Source organism: Kitasatospora sp. NPDC094019, from assembly GCF_044764505.1.
Lineage (GTDB): Bacteria > Actinomycetota > Actinomycetes > Streptomycetales > Streptomycetaceae > Kitasatospora.
In genome coordinates this window covers 33,209-50,099 of the sequence record NZ_JBIWIF010000013.1, presented here as the reverse complement: position 1 = coordinate 50,099, position 16,891 = coordinate 33,209, and the positions used below count along the sequence as shown (strand labels likewise).

The following is a 16,891-nucleotide window of genomic DNA, read 5'->3' as shown; positions in this document are numbered from 1 at the left end:
GGTGGCCGCGCGACGTACCGGCCCGCACCCCCTGGACCCGCGGTCCCTGCGCTGGAAGATCACCGCCCTGGTGGTGCTCGCCTGCGCGGCGGTGGCGGTGGTGATCGGCGTGCTCGTCCACCGGGCGACCGCGGAGCGCGGCGAGCGGACCGGGCGCGACCTGGCGGTCGCGCAACTGGTCGCCGCCCAGCAGGAGTTCTCCCGTACCGGGCGCCGTCCCGACAACGCCTCCCTCGAATCCCGGGCCGGCCTGCCCGGGCCGCTGGTGCGGGCCCTGGACGGCTCGCAGACCGCGGGGGAGTACGCCTTGTGGTACGACGTGAAAGCACCGAACTGGTACTGGATGTGGGCGGCGGCCCCGGTCGAGGACGGCCGGGTGCTCACCGTGCGGACCGACATGAGCGCCACCGTGCGCAGTCTCCAACTGCTGGACCGCAGCATCGTCAAGGCGGCCCTCGCCGCCCTGGCCGTCGTCGTGCCCCTCACGGTGCTGGCGGCGGAGCGGATGAACCGGCGCCTGCGCCACGGGTCCCGTACCGCCCGCCGGATCGCGGACGGTGACCTGGACGCCCGGATCGGGCGCCGGGGCCGCGCCCGGGACGAGATCACCGAGATGTCCGCGGCGGTCGACGGGATGGCCGTGGCGTTGCAGGACCGGCTCTCGGCGGAGAAGCGTTTCACCGCCGATGTGGCGCACGAGCTGCGCACCCCGTTGATGGGCCTGGTCACGGCCGCGGGTCTGCTGCCGGAGGACGACGAGGCGGCAGGTCTGGTCCGCACGCAGGTCCGGGCGCTGCGCGGCCTGGTGGAGGACCTGCTGGAGGTCTCCCGTCTCGACGCCGGCGCCGAGAGCGCCCGGCTCGACGAGGTTCCCCTGGGCGATCTCGTCGAGGAGGTGAGCGCGAAGGGTGAGGGCGGTGTGCGGCTGCGGCTGGCTGGTCCCGCCACCGTGCGCACCGACCCGCGCCGGGTGGAGCGGATCCTGACCAACCTTCTCGCCAACGCCCACCGGCACGGCACTGCCCCCGTGGAGGTCACCGTCACCGGCAGCCGGATCACCGTGCGCGACCACGGGCCGGGTTTTCCCGGTGCCCTCCTGGCCGACGGACCGCAGCGCTTTCGCACCGGGGCCGCCGAACGCGGCCAGGGACACGGCCTGGGCCTGACCATCGCCACCGGGCAGGCGGCCGTCCTCGGCGCCCGGCTGGCCTTCGCGAACGCTCCCGGCGGCGGGGCCCTCGCCACCCTCGACCTCCCCGGCCCCTGACCCCCTGCCCCCCGACCCGCTGACTCCCGGGCCCCGAACCGGACGGGGATCTGCGCCGACGTTCGCCGGTGTCCGCCGGTGTCCGCCGACGCGCCGCGGCCCGGGGACGGCGAACGCCCGTCCCCGCACTCCCCGGCGAGCGGTACCCGTGCGCCCGCGAGCACCACCCCTCCCGCGGCCGCTCCACCGGCCGGAACCCCCTCGCCGCGAAGGTCCCCTCAGGTCTCCTCCTCCCCTGCACCCACCCCGCGCCGCCGGCGCACCCGCACCGCACACCGGTCCCGGCGGCACGGCGCGACGCGGGAACAGGGCGAGGACCGGACGGGCCGGGACGGCGACCCCCTTGCCAGCTATTTAGCCAAGATGCTAAATAGAGGTGTGGCAGAAGCTCAGGACGAGGCGGGAGCGTTCCGCGCGCTCGCCGACCCGACGAGGCGCCAGATCCTGGAGGACCTCAGAGGCGGTGAACTCGCGGCCGGCGAGATCGCCGCCGGGTTCGCGATCAGCGCGCCGTCCATCTCGCGCCACCTCGGCGTGCTCAAGGCGGCCGGGCTGGTCACCGAGCGGCGGGAGGGCAACCGGATCCTCTACACGCTGGCAGAGGACCGCCTGGCCACCTCCGTCGGCCGCTTCCTCAGCGCCGTCTGCCCCGAACAGATCGTGCTGCGCCGCACCACCCGGCGCCCCGGGGCGCCGAGCGAGGAGACAGAGGGACCATGAAACCACCACGGCTGTCCAGCGTCGTCGAACGGCGGCTCCTGGTGAACTACCGGCTCGACCCGCATGCCGCGGCACGCCTGCTCCCCGCCCCGCTCCGTCCCCAGCTGGTGCGCGGCCACGCCGTCGCGGGCATCTGCCTGCTGCGCCTGGGAGGCGTGCGGCCCGCCTGGGCTCCCGGGGTGCTCGGACTGCGGAGCGAGAACGCGGCCCACCGGATCGCCGTCGAATGGGACGGACCGGACGGCGTGGAGACCGGCGTCTACATCCCCCGCCGGGACACCTCCTCCCGGCTCAACGCCTGGGCGGGAGGCCGCGTCTTCCCCGGCGAACACGGCCTCGCCGACTTCGAGGCGGACGAGACGCCCGGCCGGATACGCGTCGCACTCGCGACCCGGGACGGCGCGGTGCGCGTGGACGTCACGGTCGAACCGGCCGACGAACTGCGGGGCAGCGAACTCTTCGCCGACACCGCCGAGGCGTCGCGCTTCTTCCGGGAGGGGGCCAAGGGCTTCTCCGCCACCGGCTCGGGCCGCCACCTGGACGGCATGGAACTGCGGACCGACTCCTGGAGCGTGGAGGCCGGCCGGGTCCGCCGCGCCACGTCCTCGTTCTTCGACGACCCGGACCGCTTCCCGCCGGGGAGCGCGACCCTCGACAGCGCACTCGTGATGCGCGGCGTCCCCGTCACCTGGGGTCCCCTGCCGGCCATGGCCTGCGGCCAGGGCGCCCGCCCCGCCCGCTGAATCCCCCGCCGCCCCGCCGCCCCGCCGCCTCGCCGTCCCGGCCGCAGAGGTGGAGGAGAAGCGCATCTTCACCGCCGGGCGGGCCGCGACGGATGCCGGTCCACCCGGAGCCGCTACGCCGCCTGCGAGCGCCGGTGCCGACGGCCGGGAGTCTCGGCAGGCTCGACCACTTCATCAACGGTCATGCCGAACCGGAGCGGTCCGACGCCGACGGCCGGTGAATACGACCATTGGTCCCGTTCGGCGGCTGCGGGACCGGTTCCGGTCGTGAACATCACGGTCGCTCCTCCGGGGACGGGACACCTGGGACTTGTCGCCGCTCATCGTCGCGACCTGCGTCCGCCTGCACCACTGCACCCCCGTTGGTCCTGGTTGCCGGGTCGGGTCCGTGGTCCGCGCCGCCGCCGGACCGCTCCCGTGCCCCTGGTCAGACGGTGAGGGCGATCTTGCCCCGGGCCTGCCCGGCCTCCAGCCGGGACACCGCCTCGGATGCCTGTGCGAGGGGGAGGGTGGTGCCGACCACCGGGGTGAGGCGGCCGCTTTCCACCAGCTCGCCCAGGATCTCCAGGTCGGCGCTGCGCTGCCTGGTGGTGAGCATGGTCAGCCGCTGGCGGACGAGGACGGACAGCAGGAGCGCGCGGAACTGCCGGCCGAGGCCGAGCCAGTCGCCGGCGTCCTCGCCGCCGACGATGACGAGGGTGCCGCGCGGGGTGAGGACGCGGCGCAGCCGTGACAGGCGGGTGTTGCCGCCGGTGTCGACGATCAGGTCGTAGCGGTGGTCGCCGTCGGTGCAGTCGGTGCGGGTGTAGTCGATGACGTGGTCGGCGCCCAGGGAGCGGACCAGGTCCGTCTTGTCGGTACGGCAGACGCCGGTGACCTCGGCGCCGTATGCCTTGGCGAGCTGTACGGCGTGCGCCCCCACGCCGCCGGAGGCGCCGATGACCAGCACCCGGTGGCCCTGGCGCACGCGGCCGGGCCCGCCCAGGGCCTGGAGCGCGCTGGTCCCGGAGATGGCCAGGACGGCGGCCTGCTCGAAGGTCATGGCGGCCGGCTTGTGGGCGACCCGGTCCGCGCGGGCGGTGGCGTACTCGGCGAAGGAGCCGCGGCCGATGCCGAAGACGTCGTCGCCGACGGCGAACCCGCTCACGCCGCTGCCGACGGCGACGACCGTTCCGGCGAGCTCCATTCCGAGCACCGGGTTGCGCGGGCGGCGCAGCCCCAGGGCGGCCCGTACGGCGTAGGGACGTCCGGCCATGATGTGCCAGGTGCCGCGATCGACGCCGGCGGCCCTGACCCGGACCAGGAGCTCATGGGCGGCGGCGGCCGGGCGCGGTACCTCGGCCAGGCGCAGCACGTCGGGCGGGCCGTAACCGTCCTGGACGATCGCCCGCATCGACCCCGTGCCGCCGGCCTCCTCCGGTCTGCCGCCCGCGTCCGTCGTCCCGTGTCCGGTGGTGCTCATCGGTCCCGCCCTCCATCCAGCCTTACTAAGTACGACTTACTTAGTAAGGTACCCTGGGTGCCGTTGTCAACACGACTCCACGCAGCACGACCACGCGGCACGGCCCCGGACATCACGGCTCCGGGCACCACGGCCCGGGGACGTCACGAGTCCACACACCACGGATCGACGGGCGGAGGGCGAGATGACCGGCACCAGGCGGACCCCGCTCAGCCGGGAACGGCTCCTCGGCGCGGCGATCACCGTCGCCGACGCCGGCGGCCTCGCCGCGCTGACGATCCGCTCCGTGGCGGACGAACTCGGCGTCAAACCGATGTCGCTCTACCACCACGTGGCCAACAAGGAGGCGATCGTCGACGGCATCGTGGACGTCGTCTTCGGCGAGATCGACCTGCCGACGGCCGACGGCCGCTGGCGCCCGGAACTGCACCGGCGCGCCCACTCGGCCCGGGCGGTACTGCGCCGCCACCCGTGGGCGACCCCGCTGATGGAGTCCCGCGCGCACCCCGGACCCGCGACGCTGCGCCACCACGACGCGGTCCTCGCCGCCCTGCGCGCCGGAGGTTTCCCCTTCCCGCTGGCGGCGCACGCCTTCTCCCTGCTGGACAGCTACACCTACGGCTTCGCGCTGACGGAAGCCGCGCTGCCGTTCGCCCCCGAGGACGCCCACGCGGCGGCACCGGACTTCCTGGCCCAGTTCCCGGCGGAGCGCTACCCGCACCTGGTCGAGTTCACCCGGGAACACGTGCTGCGGCCCGGGTGGGACCACGGCGCCGAGTTCGGCTACGGACTGGACCTGATCCTCGACGGCCTGGAACACCGACTGGCCGCCGTCGCCCCGAACGCCCCGACGCACCCGCGGTGAGCCCCGCGGGCGGCGGACCCGGACACCACGGGCCGGCCCGGGCCGGCCCGGTTCGGTCCGCAATGCGGGGCCCGCACCGAAGCGCCCGGCGAACGCTGCGCCCGGCTCTCCCCGGGGCCTGCGCCCGGGTTCCCGCCGGGCCTGCGCCCGGCTCTCCCCGGGGCCTGCGCCCGGGTTCCCGCCGGGCCTGCGCCCGGCTCTCCCCGGGGCCTGCGCCCGGCTCTCCCCGGGGCCTGCGCCCGGCTCTCCCCGGGGCCTGCGCCCGGGTTCCCGCCGGGCCTGCGCCCGGGTTCCCGCCGGGCCGCCCCCGGCCGGGGCCGCGTCCGCGACTGCCGGGCGGCAGGCACAAGGCCCCGGCCGCCCGCCGGTGCGGCAGCCGGCACGCACCGGGGACCGGGCCCGGTGGTGGAAGCCGGCCACTGCGCCGCAGGCGGTCGGCAAGGGCCGGTGGGATCCGGGGACACCGGGAGGCCGGTGCGGGAGAGCGCCCGCCGAAGCGGTCGGCGCCCGGGCTGGTGCGCTTGTCCGGCGGAACCGGGTAACGTCCTTGATGTTGTTCCTCCAGACGCCGGTTCACGGGTGGGAGCGCGCCGGGCCCGGGGCGGGATTCTTCGACGTCGCGGCCCGTCCCCCGCCGGTGAACCCGCGGATCACTTCACCTCGTCGACCGGAGAGCCCTGACCGTGAGCAAGAACATCGACAACCCCGTGGGCATGGGCGGCGGCCAGCGCAAGAGGCTGTCGCGCACCGAACGGCAGAACAACGGTCCGCACCGCAACCTCGACCGCCAGGGCGCGGCCGACCGCAAGGCGGAGCTGGTGCGCAAGATGCGGGAGAAGGCGGGCACGGCCGAGGACGCCGGGCAGGCGGACGACGGCACCGCACGCGACTGACCCACCGCGGCCGCGGGGGGAGCACGGGGCGGGGCCCGGACCACGCGGTCCGGGCCCCGCCGCCGTCCCGGGCGCGGCGGCGGGTCGTCGACGCGACCAGCGGCGTGCCGGCGCCGGTACACCGGCACACCCGCACGCCCGCGGCCGCGGCGCACCCCCGCCCGTCGGTGACGGGATCGCCACGGCCCGGCGTCTGCGATCCGACGCGGGGCCGTGGCGATCCCGGTCAGCGGGCGCCGGGCCGGCTTTTCGGCACCGGCGGTCACGTCCGCGCGGCACAGTGCCCTCCCCGCGCTCGTGAGCCGCACCTGCAACCGCCGTGCGGTACCGGCGGGCGTGTCGGTCGCGACCCGGCGCAGGGCGATCGGCCGGCGCCGCGCGAGCGCCGCAGGGGTCGAACCCACTGCCCGGGCCGCGCGGCCCGGGGCTCTGCGGGCGCCGCTGCGCCTGGGAGGGGCCGTTGCGGGGCTCCGGTGTCGTAGGGGATCCAGCGCCGGGTGCCGGCGGGCTCGCGGGTGCGCCGGCGGCGCTGCCGGTCCTGTCCGGCCTCCTGTCCGGCCTCCTGCCGGGCCTCCTGCCGGGCCTCCTGTCGGGCCTCCTGGCCGGGACCGAACAGGACGGCCGGGCAGGAGTTCTGGCGTTGGTCCGGCCGTGGGTCGGGGGCCCTGGCCGTCGGCCGGCCGTCACGCGGCCGTCGCCCTGGGGGACCTCCCCGACCAGCTGGCGCGGCGGGACGTGCTCGGCCACCGGGGATGCCGTGGCGCCGGACACCCGCCCGGCGTGATCGCGCAGGACCCCGGGAGGGGTACGCCGTCGGCCGCCGAGCACCCGGCGGCGGACGGGCGGCACCATCGCGGCCGCCCCCGCATAGGATCGCCTCCATGCCGCCGACCGACGGGCGTACGACCCGGTCCTCGTTGCCCGATTTGAATCCGATCTCCGCTCCCCGGGATCTGCCACTGCTGCCACCGCGGATCTGGTCGCGGGAGGACTGGGCCCGTATCGAGCTCGGCTACCGCTCCCGGGACATGGACGAGAAGTGGGACGTGTTCACCGAGGACGGCGTCGTCTTCCTGTACCGCAGCTGGACGGGCAACGAGATCTACCGGGCCACCTTCACCACGACCGCGGACGGCGCGCGCACGATCACCGGCGCCGTCGTGGAACGCGACCCGGAGCGCTACAACAACAGCGACGACGCGTACGACTGCCTGATGCTCGAACTGGTGCTCAGTGCGATCGTCCTCGGTGAACCCGCGACCGGACTCCGCGAGAAGCTGGTGGACCTGGCCCGCGAGTGGGCGGGCGGCGCCGATGTCCCCGCCGGGCTCGTGCAGCACAGCGCCCTGGGCCTGCGGTCCGCCCCGTAGGGCCCGCCGGTGAGCGCCGGCCCGCTCCGAGCCGGGAGCAGGGGCCGTCCCGACGGAGCCGGACGGGAGCGCTTCGACCGGGAGCGCTCCCGTCCGGCTCTTCCCCCATCGGCCCGGCGGTCTCCTTGCCCGCTCCGCTCCCCGGGGATCCGTACCGGACAGCGGGGATCTGCCGCTTCGTCCGGTTGGTGCGACCACCGCGCTTTCCGGGCCTGCCGCTGCGGTCGGCCTGGGCACACCACCCCGACGGCGCCGATCTCCTCGGTGAACGGGGCCGCCCCTCCCGTCAGGCGCCCGTCTGCGCCGCGGCCCGCTCGCGGGGCCGGGCCGCGGCCGAGGAGGGCGGCACGATGCGGCACACCACCGGAGCACCCGCGGCCGCTCACGCCCACGGCACGGCTGTGGGCCGACGTCCCCCGCCCTGACGTCCCTACAGGTCCGGGCCGTGCTGCCGGCGGCGGGCCGGGGCCGGAGGGCGGGCTGCGGGGTTGCCGCAGGCCGTGGTGGTCCGCCGGGGGGAGGCGGCAGGCCGGTGCCCCGGGTCGGTGGGGCCGTCGGTGGCGGGCTGTTTCCCGGCACCCTGTATGTTGATCACCCGCCGGTGCTCCCGGTGTTCTGCGACAGCCTCTGACGTGCGGTTCTGCCGGCCCGGGTGACGGGTGTGCGGACGCCGGGGCGCCGCCGTCGCCGGATCGGGCCGGACTTCGGCCCCCGGAGCCGACGGGCGCTCCTCGTTTCCACGTGCATGAAGGATTTCGCATGACCGTTCCCGCCCCGCCCGACAGCCCGCAGCCCGTGGAGGACACGAGGGGCCCGCAGCCCGTGGAGGACACGAGCGGCAACGATCCGTGGGCTGCGCCGGGTTCGGACCGGGGCGATGTCACCGGCGGCGGTGGGGCCCCGGCGCCGGTGGCGGGTCCGCCGTCCTGGGCCCCGTACCCGATGCCGGTGCCGCCGCCCCGCAACGGTCTGGGCACCGCGGCCATGGTGCTCGGGATCGTCGGTTCCGCGCTGAGCCTGGCCGTGATCCTGTTCTGGGTGTCCTGGCTGCCCGCCCTGCTCGCCGTGATCCTCGGGGCCGTCGGCCTTCGGCAGGTGCGCAAGGGCCTCGCGACCAACCGTGCGGCGGCGCTCGCGGGCGTGGTTCTGGGCATCACCGGTCTGCTGGTCTCGACCGGTGCCGGCGTGTTCGTCGTGACACAGGTACTGGCGGTCAACGAGGAGCGGAAGGCGGAGGAGGAAGCCGCGCGGGTGCGGGCCGAAGCCGCGATCGAGGCCGCCGCGACGAGGGCGGCACAGGAGAAGGAACGGGCCGAGGCCGAGAACCAGCGGCTCGCGGCCGAGCGGGAGAAGGCGGCCGCGGACGAGAGGGCCCGGCGCCTGTCGTTCGGCCAGTCCTACACCTACCCGGACGGGCTGAAGGTCACCATGGCCGCGCCGCAGCGCTACGTCCCCGGCACGACCGTCTTCGAGGCCCCCAAGAACGCCAGGATCGTCGAGGTGAGGATCACCGTCGTCAACACCGGCTCCCAGGGCGTCTCGCTCGAAGGGGCGGGACTGCCCCTCGTCAGGGACGCCTTCGGCGGTCTCGTCTTCACGCTGATCGACGGGAGCGGACGGATGAAGGTCCTCCCCGGCTCCCTCGCGCCCGGCGAGGCGGCCACCGGCGTGTCCGCGTACGCGCTGCCGGCCGGCGCGGCCGACCCGTTCTCCGTCGGGATCGACCACGGCCTCGGGGCGCAGCGCAAGAACGTGGTCTGGTCCGGCCCGCCCGCCTGAGCGGGGTGGCCGGCTCCGCGGTGGTGCCGTCGCGCTGTCGCCGTGCCCCTCCGGCCGGGCCGGCTCGGGGGTTGTTCACCGGCCGGTCCCGGTCCCGCCGCCGCCGCTGCTCGGACCGTCCGCGTCGCCGAAGAACGGCGTTGGCGCGCGGAGCACCGCCGCCGGGCGGAACGGCGGGGCGAGGAGGCGGCCCCGGACAGGGACCAGGACAGGAAAGGTACGGGCCGATCCCGGCCGGCACCGGCCCCAGGACGACACCGACGACCCGTCTGACCACGTCCGTCCCGGCCCTTCGCCGACCGCGCCCACCGGCTGCTCCGCCGCCGGTACCCGTACCGGCGCCCCCGGTGCCCCGGTACCCCGGTCCCGCCGGTGCGGCGGCCGCCCCGGCGTCCTGACCCACTGTCCCCGCCGCCCGCCGCCCGCCGCCCGCCGCCCGCCCGCCCGGTCGTCGCCCGGCGCGTCCGCGCCCGGCCCACTGGCCGCCGACCGCACACACGGCCGCGATACGGCCCACTGCGCCGTATCGCGGCGCTCACGGCCGGGCGGTGCGGCGCGGGCCCCGCGGGACGGGCCGGTGACGGGCGTCGGTACATGCCGGGCGCCGGCCGCGCCCGCCGCCCACCTGGGCCCCGGCGCGTCACGGCCCCCGAACCGGCAGCGCTGCAGTCCCGGCCCCGGCCGCCGCCCGGCCCACGCGCCGGGGCCTGCCCGGTTCAACGAGGCCACCCGGACGCGCGCCGAACGGCTGACCGCCGCGGGTGCCCGGATCCGGACGCTGGACGAGTTCCTCCGGCGCATCCTCGTCCTGGACCGCCGGACCGCTGGCGGTGGATCAGGTTCCCCTCCCGGCGTCCCGTAGGGCGTCGGTGGTGTGTACGGGTGTGGTGAGCAGGAACAGCCGGCCTGCGGCGGCGGTGGGCCGGAGGTCGAGGACGCCGGTGAACGGGCCGGTCACCAGCAACAGGACCTCGCGTGTGCGCAGGGCCCGCCACCATTCGCGCCCGGCGGTGACCGGCCGGTCGAACCACACCCGGCCGTCGGGCCCGCGCACCGTCAGACCCGGCGCACCCGCGAGCGCCGACCAGCCCGCGGCCGGAAGCCGCTCCAGGACACCCGGGTCCCGGGCCCACCCCTGCTCCACCAGCACCGGCCGCGCCTTCGCGGCGGGCACCAGCAGCACCGGCCGCCGGTCCGCCGTCAGCTCCGGCCACGCCCCGCACCCGGATCCCGCACCGGCAACGATCTCCACGCAACGCCCCCTGCCCCGTCCCGCACCCCGGCACACGCACCCCCGGTGCCGGGTTCGCCGCCCATCATCGCGCACCGGCCGCCCCGCGGCACCCTCACCGGGCGAGCGCCCGCCCCGGCCCCGGCGGGGCGGCCCACCCACCGGCCGGTGACACCCGGCATCCCCGGGCGCGCGCCGCTCACCGCGCGGAGCCTGCGGTTGTGTCGGGAACCGCGCCACCGGCACCGGGAGCAGGGTTCCGGGCACGCACGGCACACGGCCCGGTCCGAGCCGCCCGCAGCCCGCGCCCCGCTGACCTCGGTACGCCTCTTTCGTCACCCCGTCGGGCGCCACCACCACGATGGACGGTTGCGCCGCGACGATTGCGCGTCCGGCCGCCGGCTCCTCGTCGCGGGTGAGCGGGATCCCGGCGAAGAAGTCCGCCACGGCCACTGCCCGGTTCCCGGTCGGCCGGCTCGCGATGCTCGACGCAGCCCCGGCCGGGCACTGGCGGCTTACCCCGCGCTGGTGACCAGGCCGCCACTGCGTCGGCCTGCTGCTCGCTGCCGGACGTTGTGGACTGCGCGCTGGAGACCGGGCCGGGCACGCCCAGGTCGCACCGGCACCCGGATCCCGCACGGGCGTCGTGGTGGCGGGCGGGGATCTCGCGGGTTCCGGTCCGGGTGCCTGTGAACGCGCGAGGGTGGGCGCGGGCAGGGCGTTCCGGGACAAGGCGCGTACCGGGCCGGCTCGGTGCGCGGGCGGTTGTCACACGCCGAAGGTGCGTTCCTCCTCACCGGGCCAGCCGAGGATGACGTTGTGGGTTGTGCAGAGGCGCCGCCACCGCTTCGCGTCCGTCGGCTTCCTGGAGGTCCAGAGCACGCCGCTGATGTCGCGTCCGTCGGCGGACAGGCGGTCCATGTAGTCCAGCACCTGGCCGAGGCCGTGGCGGAGCTGGTCGGCGGAGTTGGTGTCGTTGACGGACTTGATCTCGATGACGGTCAGACGGCCGGGATCTTCGACGAGGAGGTCGAAAGCGATCTCCCGACCGATGGGTCGCAGGACGGTCCGGCCCCGCTCCTCGAGCAGGGCGAGGAGGTTGTTCTGAGTGGCGTTGTGCTCGTTGAGGGCGGCGGCGGTGGCTTCGGGGGCGGCGGCGGGGACACGCTGTGCGGGGTCGTGGTCGTCCTTGACGCGCAGGGCGGGCACGCCGGGCGGCGTGGGGGTGCGCCTGGTGGCCGGGGCGGCGTCGGGAACGGCGAAGGCGAAGCGTTGTTCGAGTTCGTCACGCCACTTGCTGACGGTGGCGAAGGTGCCTATGGACTTGGTGGCGTCCTTGAGGCGCCGGTCGCCGGTGTGGGGGATGCTGCCGAGGAGGGAGAAGGAGCGGCGGTGCCGGTAGCGGTCCACGTCGTCGCCGGGGTGCCGGTAGTAGTCGCCGACGGTACCGAGACGGACGTGGGTGGCGTCGCGGAAGATCACCCGGTCGCCGCTCCGGCAGAGGTTGACGAACCGGTTGCAGACGGCTGCCGCCCGGGCACTGAACCCCTTGTCGACGAACGCGGCGCGGACGGCGTCCTCGGTGGTGTCGGTGAGACCGGCGGTGGCCTCGTTGTAGCCGACGGCGCAGTATCCCTGGCGGAGCCACTGGGCCGCGCGGGCGTCCCGGTCGTCGGCGGGGTCGTCGACGTCGGCCGCGCCGGTGGCGAGAAGGTACAGGCCGGTGCTCTGCACGAGGGCTGCTTCCTTTCATAAAGCCGCCCCTCGTTCAGGAGCGGGTACCCGCGATCCCTGCTGCGGGGTCGATGCGGTGCCGCGTACCGGTGGGCGGTGTGTGTGGGTCAGTACATGCGTTCGGCGTTGGCGGCGCGGGCCCGGAGGGCGTCGGCCCGCTCGTGTTCGCCGCGGGCCGTGAGGATCTCCGCCTGGTACTCCATGGCGTACGCGTCGCCCAGGTCTGCGGCGATGGCGAAGGCGGCCAGCGCGTCCGAGGTGTAGCCGTGCGTGGCGAAGGCGACTCCGACCGCGGTGATCGGGAAGGCCAGGTCCTGGGCGTGGATGCGGCGGACCCAGCGCTCGATGGTCGGCCGGTCGTCGCGCTCGAACGCCAGCTTCACCAGGCCGAGCATGGCGTCGACGTCGCCGAGGTCGGCGGCCTGTTCCCAGACGAGCCGCGCCCGGCGGAGGTCGCCGGCCGTCTGGTGCAGTGTGCCGAGGTTGAATCCGGCGATGACGTTCCCGGCCTCCCAGGACCGGGTGTACCAGTGGAGCGCCCCGGCCCGGTCGCCCGCCGCGTGCAGCGCGGTGCCGTAGTTGGCCATCGCCACCGGCCGGCCGCGCTCGGCGGCCGCCCGGACCGCTGCCAGAGAATCGGCGGTGATCCGCCCGTCGGCATCGAGGTCGAGCTCCGGGTCCGGGTCCGCGGTGTCGTCGGGGCCCTGGCCCGGCGCGCCGGTCGGCGCTCCCGCGAGCAGGCTGCCGTCCTTGCGGCGGGGAAGGTGGAAGCGGCGGAATCTCATTCGGGTGATCTTGCCAGAGAGCCCCGATCGGCCGGGAGGGGGGCTTCCCGGTCGTATCCGGAGCCGCGCGGCCCGGGCGAACGTCTCGGCAGTCTTCGGGCTGCCGAGAGGCCCCGCCTCCGAGCCTTCGCCGGCGATCACCCGGATCGGGATTCCCGTCCGCTCGACGCGTCCCACGATCGGTGCGGCAGCGGTTTCCCGGTGTCGTGCCCGGTGCGGGCGGGTCTCAGGCCGTGCGGGCCTCGGCGAGGTGGCCGGCCAGGGTGCGGGTGGTCCAGTGGTCGGTGCCGAAGGTGGCGGTGAGGCCGGTGAGTGCCGACTCGTAGAGCGGGAGGGCCCGGTCGAGGTCGCCGGTCAGCTGGTACAGCCGGGCCAGGCTTCCGCTGCTGATCAGCGTGTCGGGGTGGTCGCCTCCCAGCCGGCGGGTGCGCTGCTCCAGGACGGTGGTGAACAGTTCCTCGGAGCGGTCGAACGCACCGGTGTCCCGCAGGGCCGTGGCCAGGTTGTGACGGTAGGTCATGGCCGCGACGCCCTCCGGCCCGGAGAGCTCCTCCTGGGCGGCGAGGGCCTCCTCCAGCAGCGGCACGGCGCCGGGTGCGTCACCGGCCCGTATGAGGCACGTCGCGTAGCCGGAGAGGGTGGACAGGGTGTCGGGATGCCGGCTGCCCAGGACCTCCCGGTGCTGTCGCAGGGTGGTCTCGAACAGATCGGCGGCGGCCGTGAGGTCGCCCGTCCAGTGGTAGGCGGAGGCCAGCAGCTTCCGGTTCGCCAGGGAGGCGGCGTGCAGCACGCCCAGGACCTGCTCGCGCTGGAGCAGGGTCCTGCGGCAGAGTTCCAGGCCCGCCTCCGGCTCTCCCGTCCTGAGGAGCATGTAGGCGAGGTTGCCCTGGCTCAGCAAGGTGTCGGGGTGGTCCTCGCCCAGGATCCGCACGCGCTTCTGCGCGACCTCCCGGTAGATGCGGGAGGCTTCCTCCCGTTGTTCGGCGGAGTCCAGGGCGTGGCCGAGGTTGCCGAGGCACTCCAGCGTCCTCGGGTGGTCCGCCCCCACCTGGTGGACCATGTCGGCCAGCGCCTCGCGGTACGTGGCGATGGCTTCTGCGGATCGCCCCGCGCCCTCGTACGCCCCGGCCAGGTTGTTCCGGACGGTGGCGGCGTTGAGCCGCAGGGGTGTCGAGTACTGCTGCTCCCAGTGGGTCAGGCCGCCGTGCTCGTGGCGGAGCAGGTCCTGGTAGATCTCGATCGCCCGGTCGTACTGGTGGCGGTTCTCGTAGGTGGTGGCCAGTCTGTTGCGCAGCGTGAGTGTCCGGGGGTGATCGGCGCCGAGGTGTGCGGTGCTGTCGGCCACCGCCGCGGCGAACTCGTCCTCCGCGCGCTGCAGTTGGCCGCGCGCCAGTTGGATCTCCGCGAGGCTCGCCCGGATGTGCAGGGTGATGAGGTCTCCGCCGCCGAGCACCCGGGTGGCCCGTTCCACGAGCTCCTCCAGGAGGTCGGCCGCAGGTTCGAGCCTGCCCGCCGCCATGAGCGAGGTGGCGACCGAGCCGCGGGCGTTCAGGGTGAACGGGTGGTCGGTGCCGAAGCGGTCGGCGGTCTGCCGGGCGTAGGCGGCGAAGAGCGGGAGGGCCTGGACGCTCTGGCCGTGCTCGTGCAGGTGCAGCGCGGTGTCGGCGAAGAGCCGGGACGGCCCGAGGTGGTAGGTGCCGGGGTCGGTGGTGGAGAGCGCGGTCGTATGTGCCGCGAGCCGGGCGAGTCGGACGGTGTCGGGATCCTCCTCCGGTCCGTTGGGGTACACGGCTGCGAGCAGGACGCGCTCGGCGGCCTCCCGTCCGCGCGCCGCGGGCGACGGCCCGTCCGCGGTGGCCCGCGCGGCCGCTTCGCGGGTGGCCCGGTCGCGCAGCACCTTCTGCACGAGCCGGTGGACGGTCACCTCCTGCGGGGTGAGGGTGACCATGCTGTAGGCGCGCAGCAGACCGAGCGCCGTCCTCGTCCGGACCGGACCGGCGGTGGGGCCGGCCAGCAGTTCCCGGGGGAGGCCGTCGGGGTCGAGCCAGGCCAGGGTGTGGAGCAGCTCGACGGAGAGCGGGTTGCTCTCGGCCAGCGCGGTCAGGGTCAGGGCCCAGACGCCGGCTACGGTCCGCTCGTCGCCGGCGTGGTCGAGGGCGGCCTCGTCCAGGAACTCGTGGAGGCTGCTTCGGTACTCCTGGACGCCGGTCATCGTCTGGTTCATGTAGGCGCCGGCCTGTTCCAGGGCGAGTGGCAGGTCGCCGAGTTCCCCGGCGAGCCGGTCGGCGTGCCACTCCTCCTCGGGGGAGGCGAACGGCGCCCAGGAGCCGATCAGCGCCACTGAGTCGGTGCGGGGCAGGACGCCGAGGCCGACGAACCGTACCTGCCCCTGCCAGCCGGTGGCGTGCCGGCTGGTGATCAGATGGTGTCCGCGCGGGAGACGGCCCAGGAGGTCCCCCAGCAGGGCCGGTTCCTCCACGTTGTTGTGGACCAGGAGCCACCTGTCGTGCTGCTGCAGCCAGGATCTGGCCCAGGCGGCCCGGGCGGGCAGCGACGGCTCCGTGCCCGTCCAGTGCGGGCTCAGCTGCTCGGCGATCGCGGCGAGGGCCGCCTCGGTGGCCCCGGGGACGGCGGAGTCGATCCACCAGATCAGGTCGTACGACCCACTGTGCAGGTGGGCGTACTGCAGGGCCAGCTCGGTCTTGCCGACCCCGCCCAGACCGTGCAGGACCACGGCCGCGGTGCCGGTGCTCCGGGCCAGCTCGGCCCGCACCTCGGCCAGCTCGGCCGTCCGGCCGGTGAAGGTGTGTTTCCGGGCGCGCAGGGACACCACGCCACGGGCCTCGGTGTCGGCGGCGTCGCGCACCGCACCGGCGGGCAGCACCGTGGTCCGGATGGTCACCGGACCGTGGATGCTGCCGCCGACGGCTACCGACGCGATGCCCTCGGCGTGGACCGGGACGGCGCCGGGCGGGTGGGGGTTCGTCACTCGGCGCCGGCCGGCGCGGCGACGGGCGGGGCGGGCGCGGTGGTGACGTTGGTGGTCACCGGACCGTGGATGCTGCCGCCGACCGCGACCGAGCCGGTGCCACTGGCCTCCACCCTGGTGGTGCCCCGGGGTTCCCCGGCGGGCAGCAGGGCGGCCAGCTCGGCCAGCAGTTCGGGATCGGAGCGCAGGGTACGCCGGATCTGGTAACGCAGGGCGCCCATGGCGTCCTCGCCATCCGGCCGGGTGGCATCGTCCAGGCAGGACTCCAGCTCGGCTCGCTGCTGCGCGTCCCTGCGGCGCCAGACCGAGTCGAGGATGCGCTGCCCCAGACCCGCGGTCGCGTCGGCTGCGGCCTCCTCGGCCCGGGTCAGGACCGCACCGCCGTAGGCGGCCGCCGCGGAGGTGACGGCCGGACCGGCCAGTGCCATGAACGCATCGAGTTCCATGATCCCCAACTCCCCTCGACCGCACCGGACATGGGCGATCGGGAGCAAGTCTACGGACCGCCGGCACAGGGTGGCGGGAAAAGTGTCCGGATCGGGTCGGGCGGGCCGCTGTTCGTGCCGGCCGAAGCCATGGGGTGCTGCCGATCGGGCGCAGGCCGGTGGGGACGAGGGTCCCCAAGGCGGTACGGGCGATGGCGGTGCCGGGGCGGCAGGCCGCGGGCGACCGGCGGAGGGCGACCGGCGGACGGTCGGTCCGATCGTGGAGGCGCGGCCGCCGCGGCGCCCGGGACGGGCCGTCCGGAGACGGCCGGGGCCGCCCGGAGTACCGGGTGCTACGGCGCACAGCACGCGACGGCGCTCGACGAGAGCCTGCCCGCCTTCGCGCGCGGCGGTCCCGGCCGGGGCGCCGCTGCCGAAGGGCGAAGGACGACCGCTCGGCCACGGCCATGGCCGACATCGCCGCGACGTTCCCCCGCCACCGCGAACTGTTCCGCAATGAAGGCCCGCGACGACGACCCGGCGCTCGCCGAGAAGGAGCCGGCCGACCGACGGTGCACGAGCGGTACCACATCTGGCCCGGCCGCACCCGCCCGCCGCCCCGGTCGTC

Annotated in this window: 13 protein-coding genes; 7 read left to right on the top strand and 6 right to left on the bottom strand. The window is 75.4% G+C overall.

Going from position 1 to position 16,891, the window contains the following annotated elements; translation table 11 throughout:
- The first annotated feature begins 1 nt into the window (after position 1).
- From ACIQ9P_RS26605 to ACIQ9P_RS26595, 3 genes are all read left to right on the top strand, one after another.
- A complete protein-coding gene (locus ACIQ9P_RS26605; protein ID WP_402361049.1) occupies positions 2–1,267 on the top strand; it encodes a sensor histidine kinase in 1,266 nt (421 codons plus the stop codon).
- A gap of 378 nt (positions 1,268–1,645) precedes the next feature.
- Positions 1,646–1,987 (top strand): metalloregulator ArsR/SmtB family transcription factor, encoded by a 342-nt coding sequence (locus tag ACIQ9P_RS26600; RefSeq protein WP_402361046.1) that lies wholly within the window; start codon positions 1,646–1,648, stop codon positions 1,985–1,987.
- A complete protein-coding gene (locus tag ACIQ9P_RS26595) occupies positions 1,984–2,730 on the top strand; it encodes a DUF2071 domain-containing protein (RefSeq protein ID WP_402361043.1) in 747 nt (248 codons plus the stop codon). Before ACIQ9P_RS26600 ends, ACIQ9P_RS26595 begins: the two co-directional genes overlap by 4 nt.
- Positions 2,731–3,157: 427 nt before the next feature.
- Here ACIQ9P_RS26595 and ACIQ9P_RS26590 read toward each other — a convergent pair whose 3' ends face one another.
- Positions 3,158–4,192 (bottom strand): NAD(P)-dependent alcohol dehydrogenase, encoded by a 1,035-nt coding sequence (locus ACIQ9P_RS26590; protein ID WP_402361040.1) that lies wholly within the window; start codon positions 4,190–4,192, stop codon positions 3,158–3,160.
- Positions 4,193–4,376: 184 nt separating this feature from the next.
- On the opposite strand from ACIQ9P_RS26590, the gene ACIQ9P_RS26585 reads away from it, so the two are divergent.
- From ACIQ9P_RS26585 to ACIQ9P_RS26570, 4 genes are all read left to right on the top strand, one after another.
- Entirely contained in the window at positions 4,377–5,057 is a 681-nt protein-coding gene (locus ACIQ9P_RS26585; RefSeq protein ID WP_402361037.1) for a TetR/AcrR family transcriptional regulator, read from the top strand.
- Between the two features lie 677 nt (positions 5,058–5,734).
- A complete protein-coding gene (locus ACIQ9P_RS26580) occupies positions 5,735–5,950 on the top strand; it encodes a DUF6243 family protein (RefSeq protein WP_402361515.1) in 216 nt (71 codons plus the stop codon).
- A gap of 881 nt (positions 5,951–6,831) precedes the next feature.
- Complete coding sequence (locus ACIQ9P_RS26575) at positions 6,832–7,320, top strand: hypothetical protein (protein WP_402361034.1); 489 nt, start codon at positions 6,832–6,834, stop codon at positions 7,318–7,320.
- 759 nt (positions 7,321–8,079) lie between these two features.
- Positions 8,080–9,099, top strand: a complete 1,020-nt coding sequence (locus tag ACIQ9P_RS26570; RefSeq protein WP_402361031.1) for a DUF4190 domain-containing protein — start codon at positions 8,080–8,082, stop codon at positions 9,097–9,099.
- An 835-nt stretch (positions 9,100–9,934) separates the two neighbouring features.
- Here the strand turns inward: ACIQ9P_RS26570 and ACIQ9P_RS26565 are convergent.
- The 5 genes from ACIQ9P_RS26565 to ACIQ9P_RS26545 form a co-directional block, all read right to left on the bottom strand.
- A complete protein-coding gene (locus ACIQ9P_RS26565) occupies positions 9,935–10,351 on the bottom strand; it encodes a hypothetical protein (RefSeq protein ID WP_402361028.1) in 417 nt (138 codons plus the stop codon).
- A gap of 747 nt (positions 10,352–11,098) precedes the next feature.
- Positions 11,099–12,064: a hypothetical protein gene (locus tag ACIQ9P_RS26560; RefSeq protein ID WP_402361025.1), complete on the bottom strand. Its 966-nt coding sequence runs from the start codon at positions 12,062–12,064 to the stop codon at positions 11,099–11,101.
- Between the two features lie 107 nt (positions 12,065–12,171).
- On the bottom strand, positions 12,172–12,849 hold the full coding sequence (locus ACIQ9P_RS26555; protein ID WP_402361022.1) for a hypothetical protein: 678 nt from the start codon (positions 12,847–12,849) through the stop codon (positions 12,172–12,174).
- Positions 12,850–13,075: 226 nt separating this feature from the next.
- On the bottom strand, positions 13,076–15,838 hold the full coding sequence (locus ACIQ9P_RS26550) for a tetratricopeptide repeat protein (protein ID WP_402361019.1): 2,763 nt from the start codon (positions 15,836–15,838) through the stop codon (positions 13,076–13,078).
- Complete coding sequence (locus tag ACIQ9P_RS26545; RefSeq protein WP_402361016.1) at positions 15,835–16,284, bottom strand: hypothetical protein; 450 nt, start codon at positions 16,282–16,284, stop codon at positions 15,835–15,837. The genes ACIQ9P_RS26550 and ACIQ9P_RS26545 overlap by 4 nt, the downstream gene beginning before the upstream one ends.
- Positions 16,285–16,891: the final 607 nt, after the last annotated feature.

Coding starts and splice junctions, on each gene's coding strand:
- ACIQ9P_RS26575 (WP_402361034.1), top strand. CDS start 6,832: ATGCCGCCGACCGACGGGCGTACGACCCGGTCCTCGTTGCCCGATTTG.
- ACIQ9P_RS26590 (WP_402361040.1), bottom strand. CDS start 4,192: ATGAGCACCACCGGACACGGGACGACGGACGCGGGCGGCAGACCGGAG.
- ACIQ9P_RS26595 (WP_402361043.1), top strand. CDS start 1,984: ATGAAACCACCACGGCTGTCCAGCGTCGTCGAACGGCGGCTCCTGGTG.
- ACIQ9P_RS26545 (WP_402361016.1), bottom strand. CDS start 16,284: ATGGAACTCGATGCGTTCATGGCACTGGCCGGTCCGGCCGTCACCTCC.
- ACIQ9P_RS26570 (WP_402361031.1), top strand. CDS start 8,080: ATGACCGTTCCCGCCCCGCCCGACAGCCCGCAGCCCGTGGAGGACACG.
- ACIQ9P_RS26585 (WP_402361037.1), top strand. CDS start 4,377: ATGACCGGCACCAGGCGGACCCCGCTCAGCCGGGAACGGCTCCTCGGC.
- ACIQ9P_RS26555 (WP_402361022.1), bottom strand. CDS start 12,849: ATGAGATTCCGCCGCTTCCACCTTCCCCGCCGCAAGGACGGCAGCCTG.